17 protein-coding genes are annotated in these 14,127 nt (G+C 51.7%); 3 read left to right on the top strand and 14 right to left on the bottom strand.

Annotated elements, in window-relative coordinates; translation table 11 throughout:
- Positions 1-8: 8 nt before the first annotated feature.
- The 8 genes from nusB to ACJJIC_RS06055 form a co-directional block, all read right to left on the bottom strand.
- Positions 9-452: a transcription antitermination factor NusB gene (gene nusB, locus ACJJIC_RS06090; protein WP_152454909.1), complete on the bottom strand. Its 444-nt coding sequence runs from the start codon at positions 450-452 to the stop codon at positions 9-11.
- Positions 453-517: 65 nt separating this feature from the next.
- Entirely contained in the window at positions 518-988 is a 471-nt protein-coding gene (ribH, locus tag ACJJIC_RS06085; protein WP_152454910.1) for a 6,7-dimethyl-8-ribityllumazine synthase, read from the bottom strand.
- A 65-nt stretch (positions 989-1,053) separates the two neighbouring features.
- Entirely contained in the window at positions 1,054-2,166 is a 1,113-nt protein-coding gene (ribBA, locus tag ACJJIC_RS06080; RefSeq protein ID WP_252083351.1) for a bifunctional 3,4-dihydroxy-2-butanone-4-phosphate synthase/GTP cyclohydrolase II, read from the bottom strand.
- 99 nt (positions 2,167-2,265) lie between these two features.
- Complete coding sequence (locus tag ACJJIC_RS06075; protein WP_444910539.1) at positions 2,266-2,928, bottom strand: riboflavin synthase; 663 nt, start codon at positions 2,926-2,928, stop codon at positions 2,266-2,268.
- The gene (ribD, locus tag ACJJIC_RS06070) at positions 2,928-4,073 is read right to left on the bottom strand and encodes a bifunctional diaminohydroxyphosphoribosylaminopyrimidine deaminase/5-amino-6-(5-phosphoribosylamino)uracil reductase RibD (RefSeq protein WP_444887221.1); all 1,146 of its coding nucleotides are present in this window, start codon (positions 4,071-4,073) and stop codon (positions 2,928-2,930) included. Before ribD ends, ACJJIC_RS06075 begins: the two co-directional genes overlap by 1 nt.
- A complete protein-coding gene (nrdR, locus tag ACJJIC_RS06065; RefSeq protein ID WP_252083353.1) occupies positions 4,070-4,537 on the bottom strand; it encodes a transcriptional regulator NrdR in 468 nt (155 codons plus the stop codon). The genes ribD and nrdR overlap by 4 nt, the downstream gene beginning before the upstream one ends.
- A gap of 152 nt (positions 4,538-4,689) precedes the next feature.
- Entirely contained in the window at positions 4,690-5,958 is a 1,269-nt protein-coding gene (gene glyA, locus ACJJIC_RS06060; RefSeq protein ID WP_445356610.1) for a serine hydroxymethyltransferase, read from the bottom strand.
- Between the two features lie 508 nt (positions 5,959-6,466).
- Positions 6,467-6,649: a hypothetical protein gene (locus ACJJIC_RS06055; RefSeq protein ID WP_444910541.1), complete on the bottom strand. Its 183-nt coding sequence runs from the start codon at positions 6,647-6,649 to the stop codon at positions 6,467-6,469.
- Positions 6,650-6,712: 63 nt separating this feature from the next.
- Between ACJJIC_RS06055 and ACJJIC_RS06050 the strand changes: the two genes are divergently transcribed.
- The gene (locus tag ACJJIC_RS06050; RefSeq protein ID WP_444887222.1) at positions 6,713-7,288 is read left to right on the top strand and encodes a hemerythrin domain-containing protein; all 576 of its coding nucleotides are present in this window, start codon (positions 6,713-6,715) and stop codon (positions 7,286-7,288) included.
- A 40-nt stretch (positions 7,289-7,328) separates the two neighbouring features.
- Positions 7,329-7,769, top strand: a complete 441-nt coding sequence (locus ACJJIC_RS06045; RefSeq protein ID WP_444910542.1) for a SpoIIAA family protein — start codon at positions 7,329-7,331, stop codon at positions 7,767-7,769.
- A 97-nt stretch (positions 7,770-7,866) separates the two neighbouring features.
- Here the strand turns inward: ACJJIC_RS06045 and fnr (ACJJIC_RS06040) are convergent, their stop codons facing one another.
- From fnr (ACJJIC_RS06040) to ACJJIC_RS06030, 3 genes are all read right to left on the bottom strand, one after another.
- Positions 7,867-8,598, bottom strand: a complete 732-nt coding sequence (gene fnr / locus ACJJIC_RS06040) for a fumarate/nitrate reduction transcriptional regulator Fnr (protein WP_444910543.1) — start codon at positions 8,596-8,598, stop codon at positions 7,867-7,869.
- A gap of 282 nt (positions 8,599-8,880) precedes the next feature.
- Positions 8,881-9,717 (bottom strand): SDR family oxidoreductase, encoded by an 837-nt coding sequence (locus tag ACJJIC_RS06035; RefSeq protein WP_444910544.1) that lies wholly within the window; start codon positions 9,715-9,717, stop codon positions 8,881-8,883.
- Positions 9,718-9,790: 73 nt separating this feature from the next.
- Positions 9,791-9,946, bottom strand: a complete 156-nt coding sequence (locus tag ACJJIC_RS06030) for a hypothetical protein (protein WP_444899792.1) — start codon at positions 9,944-9,946, stop codon at positions 9,791-9,793.
- Positions 9,947-9,971: 25 nt separating this feature from the next.
- On the opposite strand from ACJJIC_RS06030, the gene ACJJIC_RS06025 reads away from it, so the two are divergent.
- A complete protein-coding gene (locus ACJJIC_RS06025; protein WP_444910545.1) occupies positions 9,972-10,976 on the top strand; it encodes an adenosine deaminase in 1,005 nt (334 codons plus the stop codon).
- A 110-nt stretch (positions 10,977-11,086) separates the two neighbouring features.
- On the opposite strand, the gene fnr (ACJJIC_RS06020) is transcribed toward ACJJIC_RS06025, so the two are convergent.
- The 3 genes from fnr (ACJJIC_RS06020) to ACJJIC_RS06010 form a co-directional block, all read right to left on the bottom strand.
- On the bottom strand, positions 11,087-11,812 hold the full coding sequence (gene fnr, locus ACJJIC_RS06020; protein WP_444882801.1) for a fumarate/nitrate reduction transcriptional regulator Fnr: 726 nt from the start codon (positions 11,810-11,812) through the stop codon (positions 11,087-11,089).
- A 73-nt stretch (positions 11,813-11,885) separates the two neighbouring features.
- Entirely contained in the window at positions 11,886-13,268 is a 1,383-nt protein-coding gene (hemN, locus tag ACJJIC_RS06015) for an oxygen-independent coproporphyrinogen III oxidase (RefSeq protein ID WP_444887227.1), read from the bottom strand.
- A gap of 124 nt (positions 13,269-13,392) precedes the next feature.
- The gene (locus tag ACJJIC_RS06010; protein WP_444882803.1) at positions 13,393-14,091 is read right to left on the bottom strand and encodes an OmpW/AlkL family protein; all 699 of its coding nucleotides are present in this window, start codon (positions 14,089-14,091) and stop codon (positions 13,393-13,395) included.
- Positions 14,092-14,127 lie beyond the last annotated feature (36 nt).

The following is a 14,127-nucleotide window of genomic DNA, read 5'->3' as shown; positions in this document are numbered from 1 at the left end:
GCGTGACTTCAGGACTTCTTGTCTGCAGCCACTTCCGCAGCGCGCAGGTCTGCAGCAGTCTTATCCAGGATGCCGTTGATGAACTTGAAAGCGTCGGTGGGGCCGAATTTTTTCGCCAGTGCCACTGCTTCGTTAATCACTACTTTGTAGGGCACATCGATGCGGTTTTTCAGTTCATAAGTGGCCATGCGCAGCAGGGCGCGGGACACCGGGTCCAGATCTTCCACTTTGCGATCCAGATGGGAGGAGTAAGCGCCTTCCACTTCGTCGAGGTTTTTGGCTACCCCGTGGAAGATATCGCGGAAATATTCCACGTCGGCTTTGCTCATATCGTTGTCGGTATGGAACTCGGCTTCAATCGCATTGAGGCTGGCGCCGGCCATTTGCCATTGGTAGAGCGCCTGCATGGCGTAGTGGCGCGCCTTGCGGCGGGCAGATGCAGTTACGGTCATTGTCTTTTCCGGTAGATACTTCTCAGAATGGACAGCGCCGACGCAACTGGCCGGCGCTGTGGCAATTAGATTTTGCCGAGTAGGGAAACCATTTCCAGGGCGGTTTCGGCGGCTTCACAACCTTTGTTGCCAGCCTTGGTGCCGGAGCGCTCGATAGCTTGCTCAATGGAGTCCACAGTCAACACACCAAAGGTCACCGGAATACCGGTATTCAGGGATACCTGAGCCAGACCTTTGGTGCACTCACCAGCGACATATTCGAAGTGCGGAGTGCCGCCACGAATCACCGCGCCCAGTGCAATAATCGCATCAAATTTTTTGGTTTCCGCCAGCTTTTGCGCGGCCAGCGGGAATTCGAAGGCACCGGGGGCGTAATAGATGGTGATATCCTCATCCTTGATGCCCTTGCGGCGCAAGGTATCGAGGGCGCCGTCTTTGAGGCTCTCAACCACAAAGCTGTTCCAACGGCTCACCAGCAGCGCGTACTTACCTGTACTGCCGACAAAATCCCCTTCAATCACTTGAATGTTGCTCATAATGTCCAATCCGTATTTCTTTCCATACCCGTGCCATTTCAAATGCGCCGGGAAACATTCTGTTATTACTCTTCGACGTTCAAGTACTCTTCCACTTCCAGTTCAAAACCGGAAATAGCGCTGAACTTAAACGGCGCACTCATCAGGCGCATCTTGCGCACCTTGAGATCACGCAGTATCTGCGAACCAGTACCCACCTGCTTGTACACCAGGTCCTGGCTGGGGCGCTGCTGCTTGCCGCTGATCAGCCAATCGATACTCTCCTCGATTTCCTCGGTGGTCTCGTTATGGCAGATCAATACCACCACACCTTTGCCCTCTTTCTCGATGCGCTGCATGGCGCGGCGGAAAGTCCAGGGGACAAATTTTTCATCACCGCGCTGAATTGTGAGTACATCGCGCAGGGTGTTACCCACATGTACGCGCACCAGGGTCGGCTCCTCCGGCGTGGGCTCACCTTTGATAAAGGCGAAGTGGCGCTCGCGACGGGCCTTGTCAAGATAGGTGCGCAGCTTGAACTCGCCAAACTCGGTGCGCACTTTGCGCTCGTTCACACACTCCACGGTTTTCTCGTTGAGCGCGCGGTAAGTAATCAAGTCGGCAATAGTGCCGATCTTAAGATTGTGCTCCTTGGCAAACTTCTCCAGATCCGGGCGGCGTGCCATGGTGCCATCGTCATTCATGATTTCCACGATTACCGCCGCCGCCTCGAAACCCGCAAGGCGGGAAAGATCACAGCCGGCCTCGGTATGACCGGCACGGCTCAGTACGCCACCGGGCTGGGCCATAATCGGGAAAATATGTCCGGGCTGAACGATATCGCTGGGTTTGGCATTTCTATTGACGGCGGCGCGCACGGTACGTGCACGGTCCGCAGCGGAAATACCGGTGGTCACCCCTTCGGCAGCTTCGATAGAGACGGTGAAGTTGGTGCTGAACTGGGCACCGTTATCCCGCGACATCAGCGGCAGGTCCAGCTGCTCACAGCGCTCCTTGGACATGGGCATACAGATCAGGCCGCGGGCATGGGTAGCCATAAAGTTGATGTCTTCGGCGCGCACCTGCTCCGCCGCCATCACCAGGTCACCCTCGTTTTCGCGATCCTCATCGTCCATCAGGATCACCATTTTGCCCTGGCGGATATCGTCGATCAGTTCTTCAACCGTATTTAATTCCATTGCTAACTCTGGATAAATTAATCAATTGCAAATTGAGCGGCTTTCCCTGCAGTTACACTCACCCGCCCTCACTGGCGCGGCATGCCGGGATAAAGCCAGCTAGCGCTTGTAAAACCCGTTCTGGGCGAGAAATTCGAGTGTCATACCACCGTCGCTGGATTTGGCCGCCTCCTCGCCGAGAAGCAGGCGCTCCAGGTAGCGTGCGATCAAGTCCACCTCAAGATTGACCCGGGTGCCAACCGCGTAGCCCTGCATAATCGTTTCCTGCAGGGTATGCGGCACAATGGTGAGTTCAAACTCAGCGCCGTCCACCGCGTTCACGGTAAGACTGGTACCGTCGACAGTAATCGAGCCCTTGTGGGCAATATAACGAGCCAGATTATCCGGTGCGCGTAGGCGAAAACGCTCGGCACGGGCCTCGGATTTACGCCACACCACCTCGCCGATACCGTCCACATGGCCGCTGACAATATGGCCGCCAAGGCGGGTCTGTGGGGTCAATGCCTTCTCCAGGTTGACCCTATCCCCGCGCTTCCAGCTGCTGACACTGGTGACATCCAGCGTCTCCGCGGAAACATCCGCCCAGTAGCCATCACCGGGCAACTCCACTACGGTCAGACAGACGCCGCTGGTGGCGATACTATCACCAAGCTGCACATCGGCGAGGTCCAGCTTGCCGCTCCTAACACGCACGCGCAGATCCCCACCACGCGGCTGCAGATCGGCAATCTCGCCGACCGCCTCAATAATTCCAGTAAACATCAGCGCTCGATATCCGTGGTTGCGGTGATGCGCCAGTCGTGGCCGACCGCGCGCATATCGGTAATCGTGATCGGCAGCACCGAGCCCATACGCTCGATGGGCAATTCAAACAGCGGCCGCGCCGTGCTGCCGAGCAGCTTGGGCGCCAGATAGACAATCAATTCGTCTACGTGCCCCCGGTAGAGAAACTCACCGGAAAGGATCGCACCGCTTTCTATCAGTACTTCATTGCATTCGCGTCGGGCTAACTCTTTGAGCAGGGCAAGCAGGTCTACCCGACCGTCCTTGTCCTGAGGCAAAACAACAACTTCGGCACCGGCGTTTTCCAGTCGCTGACGACGCTCTGGATCGGCGCGCTCAGTAGTGCACACCAGTGTGGGGGCGTCCCCCTGCAAAATAAAGGCCTTTGCCGGCGTGCGCAGCTGGCTGTCGACAATAACGCGCAGGGGCTGAACTTCTGCAGCCTGTTCCGCTTCGAGCAGCTCCAGCGCCATCTCATCGGCGCGCACATTGAGATTCGGGTTGTCGAATCGCACAGTCTCTACGCCAGTTACCACTGCACAGCTGCGCGCACGCAGGCGCTGCACATCGGCGCGCGCAGCCGGGCCCGAAACCCATTTGGATTCACCGCTGGCCATGGCGGTGCGGCCGTCTAGGCTCATCGCAGATTTGCTGCGCACCAGGGGTAACCCCAAAGTCATACGCTTGATAAAACCCGGGTTGAGCGCGCGGCAGCGCTCTTCCAGCACTGGCCCCTCTACCTCAATGCCCGCATCGCGTAGTTTCTGTAAACCGCTTCCGGCAACCCTGGGATTCGGGTCTTCCATACCGTATACCACGCGGGCGACACCGGCCTGTACCAGTGCCTCGGCACAGGGACCTGTGCGGCCACTGTGGCTACAGGGTTCAAGGGTCACATAGACGATGGCGCCGCGGGCCCGCTCGCCTGCATCGCGCAGGGCTTCTATTTCAGCGTGGGGTTCTCCAGCACGCTTATGCCAGCCCTCGGCAATTACTTTGCCATTAGCATCGGTGATCACACAGCCGACCCGGGGGTTCGGCATAGTGGTATAGAGACCGCGCTCCGCCAGCTGAATAGCGCGGCCCATCAGTGCCTGGGCACTCTCTACAGCCATTTGACTCATTGCGTTTGGTTTTCCTTACTGGTCAGGCGCTCAATTTCTTCACTGAAGTCGCTGACATCTTCAAAGCGTCGATACACCGAGGCAAAGCGCACATAAGCGACCTCATCCAGCTCGCGCAGCTGCTCCATAACCAGCTCGCCAATGGCCCTTGCGGGCAACTCGCGCTCACCCGTTGCGCGCAGTGCATGCTTGATTTGGGAGACTGCGGATTCCACCCGCTCGATACTGACCGGGCGCTTCTCTACCGCGCGCTGGATGCCCGCGCGCAATTTGTCTTCATTGAAGGGCTCGCGCTGGCCATTTTGTTTGATCACCCTGGGCAACAGCAGCTCTGCGCTTTCAAAGGTGGTGAAACGTTCATGGCATTCGAGGCACTCGCGCCGGCGGCGCACCTGATCGCCCTCCGCCACCAGGCGGGAATCGACTACTTTGGTTTCTTCTGCGCTGCAGAAAGGACAGTGCATGTGGGATCGTCCCCAGGGGAATGGAAAATGGGCCGCAGTTTATCACAGCCGTTGCCCCCTGTGACTGCACCACGCACCGCTGCGGTGCAGCACACTGTGATACAGCCATAAAAAAAGCGGCTCACCGAGCCGCTTTTTCCAGCAAAGCTAAATTAGGCTTTCTTGTACACAGGGTACTGTGCACAGATCTCCAGAACTTTTTGCTTCACATCGGCGATGGTGGCTTCAACATCGCCGCCTTCCAGTGCGTCCAGGATATCGCAGATCCAATGGGTCAGCTGCTGGGTTTCCTTCACGCCGAAACCGCGCGTGGTAATCGCCGGAGTACCGACACGCAGTCCACTGGTAATGAAGGGAGAACGCGGGTCATTAGGCACCGCATTTTTATTCACCGTGATATTGGCATTGCCCAGGGCCTCATCGGCATCTTTACCGGTGTATTCCTTACCGATCAGGTCCACCAGCATCAGGTGGTCATCGGTGCCGCCAGAAACGATATTGATACCGCGGTCGAGGAAAGTCTCCGCCATAGCGCGGGCATTCTCTACCACCTTCTTCTGATAATCCTTGTATTCTGGGCTCATGGCCTCCTTAAAGGAAACCGCCTTGGCCGCGATAACATGCATCAGCGGGCCACCCTGACCACCGGGGAATACCGCGGAGTTCAGTTTTTTCTCGATCTCTTCGTTGGCACGGGCCAGGATAATGCCACCGCGCGGTCCGCGCAGGGTCTTGTGAGTGGTGGAGGTCACCACATCGGCGTGGGGAATCGGCGATGGGTATTCACCAGCGGCAACCAGACCGGCTACGTGGGCCATATCTACAAACAGGTAGGCACCCACTTTGTCGGCGATTTCGCGAAAACGCGCCCAATCCATGACGCGGCTGTAGGCGGAAAAACCGGCCACGATCATCTTGGGCTTGTGCTCCTGAGCCAGACGTTCCACTTCCTCGTAATCCACCTCACCGGTTTCCGGGTTCAGGCCGTACTGCACCGCATTGTAGATTTTGCCAGAGAAGTTGACGCGGGCACCGTGGGTCAGGTGGCCGCCGTGAGCCAGGCTCATACCTAGCACGGTGTCGCCGGGGGCGCACAGGGCTTGATATACCGCCGAGTTGGCCTGGGAGCCAGAGTGCGGTTGTACATTGGCGTAATCCGCACCAAACAGCGCCTTGGCGCGCTCAATCGCCAGGGTTTCCACTTTATCCACATACTCACAGCCACCGTAGTAGCGTTTGCCCGGATAACCTTCTGCGTACTTATTCGTGAGGCTGCTGCCCTGGGCTTCCATGACTTGTGGGCTGGTGTAGTTCTCGGAGGCGATCAGCTCAATGTGGTCTTCCTGGCGAGAATCCTCTTCGCGGATAGCTTCCCAGATTTCGGGATCGTAAGAAGCGAGCGTGACAGATGAATCAAACATGGTGTTCCCTCGGTAATGCGGGCTGAGTAGAGACTGGTGTAACTCGGTACCACTGTGCTCAGGCCTTGCAACTTGGCCTCAGGCGCCAACAGGCCCCACTGACTACTCAAAGAATCCTGAGCATTTTAGAAAGGCGCGCATTGTACACCAAGGTCACAGGGATTGCGCGAAAACCAAAACCCGGCCAGTTAGCCGTGTTTTCGACTATTGATTGCCTTAGAAATGAGCAATTCAGGGGCCGGACTCATAAGCCACCTCTTTAAAAGCTTGCTTTACTCAAATACCTTGTCACTGCTGGCCCTTAAGCTAAGCCAACATCAAAACCATACTAGGATCACCAGTCACTGCCTCATTCTCACACCAGTGACTTATACCCACCGTCATCAGCTTGTGTGGACCGGTAGGACACCAATAATAATGTATGGCCTATCCTCCTATTGATTTAACCGTTGCCCCCCCGTAATTAGAGTGCACCACAGCACTCAGCCTCCAAAATAAAAATGAGGAATTAATACTCAAACCCTGCGTGGCAATTAACATGGCTTGAGCCCAATTTCGTTATCTCACAGCCTTTGTATGACTCTAACTCGATAACTGGTTTTAGATAATTTTTAAAAATGGTGCCCTTTAATTTCTTTACTGCGTCAAAATCCTCAGGTTGTACCACTTTTTTTTTCGCTACTTGATCCACATCAATTCCTCTCTTGAGTCTGCTGGCAACAATAAGCTTCGAAACTGATCGCGGGGGTCTGGGATGAACAACATCTACCGACAACTCTGTTTAGACCATAAAAATATGCAGCAAATGCTCAATGCCTTTGAGCGCTTGCTACAGGACCTTTTTGGAACTCATGAGCGAGACCCTAACACCCTCTCTCTGATTCTTGACGCACTGGATTATTTTTCTGTTTACCCAGATAAATATCATCATCCGGTAGAAGACTTGATTCTTGCTCGCTTGTTGACCAAACCTGTGCATGACCGAAGTGCTATTTATGAAGCGCAGATGCAGCACGAAAAAATTGCTGCAACCACCAAGCATATGTGTGCACTTTTCTATGCCGTAGCCAATGACGCCATGGTTGAGAGGAGAGTGTTACAAGGAGCTAGTAATAGCTATTTGCAGTTACAGCGGAATCATATTGAGCTGGAAAATTCTGCGATTTTTCCTCAAATAGAGCAATATTTACAGGTAGAAGACTGGAAACAAATATACAAGCAGGTAAAGCAGTTAAAAGATCCCTTTTTCGATAAAAACACCAGAAATGTATATGAATCTTTACGCGAATATCTGACTCAACCAGAAACACCCTCACAAGTATTTGCTTAAGATGACCGGGTCATTCCACAAACTATAAAAAGGAGGAGACATGAAAATCAAGCGTCACGGAATCTCCATTGGCATGGAGAGAATTGATGATGATTTCTTCCTGTATATCAAAGCTGTTGGGCAGTTGACCCATGAGGACTACGAATATATAACGCCTTTGCTAGAGTATGCTCTTGAGGGCGTTAAAAAACCACAGGTACAAATGCTGATTGACTTGCGGGATTTTGAGGGCTGGGGTCTGCACGCGATTTGGGATGAATTCAAGCTAACCCTTAAACATGGCAATGAATTCTGCCGCATTGCTGTACTTGGGGATGAAGGCTGGCAACAGCTGGCCACCAAAGTTGGAGGATGGTTTGTAAGTGGCGAAGTGCGTTACTTTGAGAAGCAGCACGAGGCCATGGACTGGCTATCACAAGCACCGGAAGAAGTAGAGAAAAAAGGTCCAGAAAAGGAATTAGCTTTCTCCACACACTCCTGATAAGTAGTGGATTCCGGGGGCGTTTTCGCCCCCTTTTTTATTTTTTAATGCTCAAACCCTTATCCTTTCCAGAAAATTTTCGCCACTTCAAAGACTTCTAAACCTCGCCCTCATAACCACAGTGGGTTCCCGCTATTTCACTAAGCCCCAGTAAATTTTGAATCTGCACTACCCTGCCATTTACTTGGATAACCCCCTGCTTTTGAAAACGAGTAAACAGACGACTCACCGTTTCTGCAGTTAATCCTAGGTAATTGGCAATATCTGTACGCGACATTGAAAGGATAAATTCATTGGGGGAATAACCTCGACAGGCATAGCGACTGGAAATATTCATAAGCAATGCGGCAAGGCGAGTATCTGCAGAACGCTTGCCAAGCAGCATTAAAATTTCATTCTCCTTGCGCAACTCTTCGGAAAAAATGCTGTAAATCTGTTGCTGCAGGGCCGGAACCTGTTGCGCCAGTACTTCCAGTTGAGCAAAAGGCAGGAGACAGACACTGCTGTCTTCTAACGCCTCGGCATAGCTAGAGTGAACACGGGTACTATAAGCATCGAGGCCAAGTAATTCTCCCGGCAGGGCAAAATGTGTTATCTGGGTATCACCATCTGCGGCAATTACTACATTTTTAAAACTGCCAGAGCGAATCGCGTAGAGATTTTGAAATGAATCGCCTGCCCGGTACAGAGGTTCTCCGGCCTTAATGACCTTCTTTTTTCCAGTGACCTGTTCGAGGCGATCAATCTCTGCCAGAGACAGGCCCGCAGGCAAACAGAGACGCCTGACAGAGCAATTACTGCAACTTACTGCCACTGGTGAATCAGCCATACCCAAATCGCCGTTTAACAATATAGGAAAATTGTAACGGTATTATTGAAAAGCGTCGCCACCCAGAAATAAAACACTAAATATTAAAAAATTAGTATCGAGGCTAACCATCTTTCTAAAATAACGGACTAATATATACTACGTTTACACAATTTCAGACATTACTCTTCTACATGGAAATAATGACTAGCGGGTACTTCTGGGCTTATCTAAATAAACAAAGGCCTGCGAAATCAATGAACTTTTCGGTAAATCATTGATTGGCAGATAACAGGGTATCTATCACCATTTTCTGCTGAGCTTTACCACTTGGATCTGCATCCGTTTTGCACAAAATTCATTGGCCCAAGGAGAAGTACGGACCCGAACCGGTGGATCTTCACTTTCAACAACATCTAAAACTACCTGCGCCACCTGCCCGGCACTCTGATAAAGACGGGCCGTTTGTTCTGGTGTGCGCCTCTGGATACCACTCATATATTGTTCGAATAAGCCCTGGTAATCTCCTTCTGGCACACCACCATCCACTTGCAGTTGAGATAAAACACTGTTGGCAAATTCAGAGTAAATGCCGCCAGGTTCAACCGCAGTGAATTGAATGTTAAAGCTGGGCTGGATATAGCTAGCCATAGCCTCTGTGTACCCCTCTACAGCAAACTTGGCAGCACAATAAAGTTCATTAAACGGCTGCCCCACTAACCCACCCACAGAAGAAATGTTGATAATCCGACCGCTGCGTTCCTTTCGCATATGGGGGAGTACTGCCTTGGTGCAACGCACTACCCCGTGGAAGTTCACATCCATAACCCACTGTGTCTCTGCCTCTGAGGCCATTTCGGTGGTTTTCACAAAGCCGGCATCGGCATTGTTAACCAAAATATCGATACGCCCCTGCTCCTCAATAATGGTATTCACAGCATGTTGAATACTTCCTGCATCCTGCACGTCTAGCGCTAAAACGTTGAGCTTGTGCCCAAGCCCGGCATCTTTCAGCAGTGGGCCCGCTTTGTCCAAACCCCTCATGGTGGCGTAGACAACATACCCCCACTTCGCCATTTTGGTGGCCAAACTCTGTCCCAAACCTGTCGATGTTCCCGTAATCAGTACTACTTTGCCCATAGACCCACTCCAACACTCAGAAAAAGTACACTGCCTGGTGTATGTTACACCTTTAACCCACAAAGTAAACCGTCTAGTTTACATTATTATAGTCTTGCGGCTTCACCAGCCATGCCCGGGCCGGCAGGTTAGTGAATGGCTTTTCAGCCATAAGGAAGAAGCTGTTACCATTACCGCCAATTTTTCCGGCTGTTGAATCGATGCCTCCGGCCCGGGTAACAGCTCCCACACTTATCTCCAATACAGTTATTACTATGAGCATCGCCGATCTGGATTTTATTAAGACTCTCCCCAAGGCAGAGCTGCATTTGCACATTGAAGGCTCGCTGGAGCCAGAACTAATGTTCGAGCTTAGCCGGCGCAATAAAATTGAAATCCCCTTTTCCAGTGTTGAGGAAATTAAGGCTGCCTATAAGTTTCACAACCTGCAGTCCTTCCTGGATATTTACTACCAGGGAGCCTCGGTCCTTATCCATGAACAGGACTTTTACGATCTAACCATGGCCTACTTGCAGCGCTGTCGTGAAGATAATGTTGTGCACACTGAAATTTTCTTCGACCCCCAAACCCATACAGAAAGGGGTATTGATATCGGTGTGGTTATTCGGGGCATCCACAGCGCTCTAAAAGATGCCGAATCTGAGTGGGGAATTAGTAGCCACCTGATTCTCTGCTTCCTGCGCCACCTGAGTGAGGAAGAGGCCATCACTACTCTGGAATCCGCCAAACCTTACCTGGAATTTATTAAGGGTGTTGGCCTGGACTCCTCAGAACTGGGACACCCCCCCAGCAAATTCCAGCAAGTCTTTGCCATGGCTAAAGAATTAGGCCTGGAGAGGGTCGCTCATGCGGGGGAGGAAGGGCCATCTGAATATATTAAAGAGGCCCTGGATTTACTCGATGTAAGCCGCATAGATCACGGCGTGCGCTGTGTGGAAGACGAGGCTCTGATTGAGCGACTTATCGATCAGGGAATTCCCCTCACTGTATGCCCTCTATCCAACACCGCACTGTGTGTTTACGACGATATGAGCCAGCATCCCATATTACAGTTATTGGAGCGCGGGCTCTGTGTCACGGTAAATGCCGATGATCCGGCCTATTTCGGCGGTTACGTAAACCGCAATTACCAAGCACTGAGTGAAAGTCTTGGCATGACCAAGAAACAGGCAAAACAGCTGGCTATCAACAGCTTTAAGGCCAGCTATATTTCGCAAGACCAACAACGAAAATGGGCCGAGGTCATCGCCGCTATTTAATTAAGGCAACTCTAACGTAAATAATTTGAAAAATTTTATAGGGCCTGCTAATTATTTAGCCTGGGCCCTTTTAATCAACTAAGCTTATCAAACTCTGATAGAGTGCTTAATCAGTCTTCATCGTAACCGTAATGGGTTCCGGCCAGTTCACTGAGACTGATCATATCCAGTATTTCCACCGCCCGACCACTTACCTTGATCAGCTTTTCTTTTTGAAAACGCGAAAATAATCGACTTACGGTTTCTGCAGTTAATCCAAGGTAGTTGGCAATATCTGTGCGCGGCATAGACAACACAAATTCACTGTGCGAATAACCGCGACGAGCATAGCGGCTGGAAATATTAATCAGCAAAGCCGCTAAGCGGGTATCAGCCGATCGCTTGCCCAACAGCATTAAAATATCATTTTCCTGGCGCAGCTCTTCAGAAAAAATACTATAAATCTGCTGCTGCAACGCGGTGACCTGATTAGCCAGTAATTCCAACTGAGTAAAGGGCAACAGGCAGACACTACTGTCTTCCAGCGCCTCAGCGTAACTGGGGTGTACGCGGCTACTATAGGCATCCAGCCCCAACAGCTCACCTGGCAGGGCAAAGTGAGTGACCTGCGTATCGCCATCCGCTGCGATAACCACAGTTTTAAAACTGCCTGAACGAATAGCGTAAAGGTTTGCAAAAGGATCACCGGAGCGATACAAGGTCTCACCGGCTTTTACAATTTTCTTACGGCGCGTAACCTGCTCTAGTCGATCGATATCTGCTTGAGATAACCCCGCAGGCAGGCATAAACGTCTAACCGAGCAGTTGCTGCAACTAACCGCTACTGAGGAATCCATCATACTAAACCAGTCGGTAAACTAATTTGCGGCTATTGTACCCGCTGTGAAGACAATCGTCTCCTGTAGAACATTAAAGAACACGAGAATATTGCGCATCAGTTTGCTGACTGTGTAAGTAAATATCAAAAGCCGAGGCAACATTGCGTACAAACCAGCGCCCCTGCTCCGTGACGGTGATCTTTTTTTCATCCTGATAAATAAGACCATCCTCAAACATGGGTTCCAGCCTTTTGAGTTCCTGGAAAAAGTATTGATTAAAAGGTACGCCAGTGCGACGCTCAGCCTCAGTTTTATCCAGGCTTAACCGGCACATCAGTTCAGTAATAACCCACTGACGCAACTTATCTTCATCACTCATTAACCAGCCGCGACACGAAGCATTACCCCGCTCAGCGACGGCCTGGGTATATTCTTTCAGACGGTGCAGGTTCTGCCAGAAACCATTACGGCTGTAGCTGATTGCGGAAGCCCCCAGTCCAACTAACGCATCGGCGGGCATTAATGTGTAGCCCTGGAAATTCCTCTGTAACATCCCCGCATGAGCGGCCTTGGCCAGCTCATCTCCCGGCCGGGCAAAATGGTCCATACCCAGGAATTCATAACCGGCCTGGCCCAAGTGCTCTACCGCAGCCAGCTGCATTGCTACTTTTTCTGAGGCGGAGGGAATAAGTTCCGTATCGATAAGACGCTGAGCTTTAAAACGATGGGGTAAATGCGCATAGTGATAGAGGGCAATACGATCCGGCTGTAAATCTAGCACCTTATCCAGGGTGCTGTGCAAACTGCTGAGGTTTTGTTTGGGCAAACCATAAATCAGATCATAGGAGATAGATTCGAATCCCCGCTCACGCGCCGCAACCGTTAATTCAGTCACCTGGTCGGCACTGCAAATTCGGTTGATGGATCTCTGCACCTCGATATCAAAATCCTGCACGCCCAGGCTCAAGCGATTAAATCCGAGCTCTCTTAGGGTATCCAAGGTCTCCAGCTCCAAGGTGCGTGGATCGGCTTCAATGCTGTACTCCACTCCATCGCCTGGGCGTAAATCAAAAATCTCACCCAGTCCTTCCATCAAGCGGCGCATATCTCCATCGCTGAGAAATGTGGGTGTACCACCTCCCAAGTGCAACTGGGTGACCGGTACCTGTGCCACCTTGTCCCGATACCAGCGAGCTTCCTGCAAGAGGTTATCCAGATAGCTGGAGGCGAGACCGTATTGGGAAGTAATTACCTTGTTGCAAGCACAGAAATAACAGAGAGAACGGCAAAAGGGGATATGCACATACAGGGATAAGCTGCGAATATTTTTTAGTGCATCCCAAGGTTTGATACTGCCATCCAGAGGTTTAAATCTGTCGGCTGTGGGATAAGAGGTGTAGCGCGGGCAGGGGCCACTGTATCGGGATAACAGTTGTTCTGATAGGCCACCTATAGTGCTTTTAGTCTCTTGCATCATATTTCCACAACCTCAATCAATTGTTTGCGACAGCCTCCCGCACAAACTAAAAGGCAGTCGCCGAGCTCCCACGGGGAAAACCGCAACGACTGCCACACTCCAAAACTAGAGTGCTGCCACCTTAGAAGCGGTAGCCGAGACCCGCCATATAAACCAGCGGATCGATATCTACTTTAGCGGTGACATTACCCACACCAGGTACCTTTACGGTGGCGTCGGTATCAATATCCATCCAGAACACAGACATATTAAACAACCAGCGCTGATCTGCGCCGAAGGCGAAGTCGATACCCGCTTCAGCCGCCAGACCGAAGGAATTATCGAGAGATAGTTTTGAATCTCCAGTTGCGCCAATGCCTTTAAGGGTGGCATTACCGGTGCTGCTAACTTCCTCATCAAAGAAAGCGGTGTAGTTCACCCCCAGTCCTACGTAGGGCTGGATTGTGGATTGAGTATCCATTGGGTACCACTGCACTAACAGAGTGGGTGGCAAATGCTTGGTTTCACCCAGATCAAAGTTGCCAAGGCCTTCACCAACAACTTCGATATCGTGACTAAAAGGCGTTGCTGCAACCAGCTCCACTCCCCAGTGATCGCGGAACATATACACACCGGTCAAGCCCAGGGCTGAGCCGTTGTCCACATCAACCCCAGTATTACCAATCTTGCTCCCATTCGCAGACAGTGCGCTGGAACTGGTGTCGGGCGCTACTGTGGCCATACCACCGCGCAAAATAAAGCTGCCCTCTTCGTAGGCCAGTACCGGTGCAGAAAGTACGGCGGTCAGGGCGGCTGTCGCACAAGCAGTTATACGATTCATTAACTTCTCCATATAGCGATTTAGCATTTTTCCCGA

It is taken from the genome of Microbulbifer mixtoriginis (SeqCode) (genome assembly GCF_052468275.1).
Note: the sequence above shows the minus strand (reverse complement) of the source record. Positions and strands in the feature narration are given on the sequence as shown.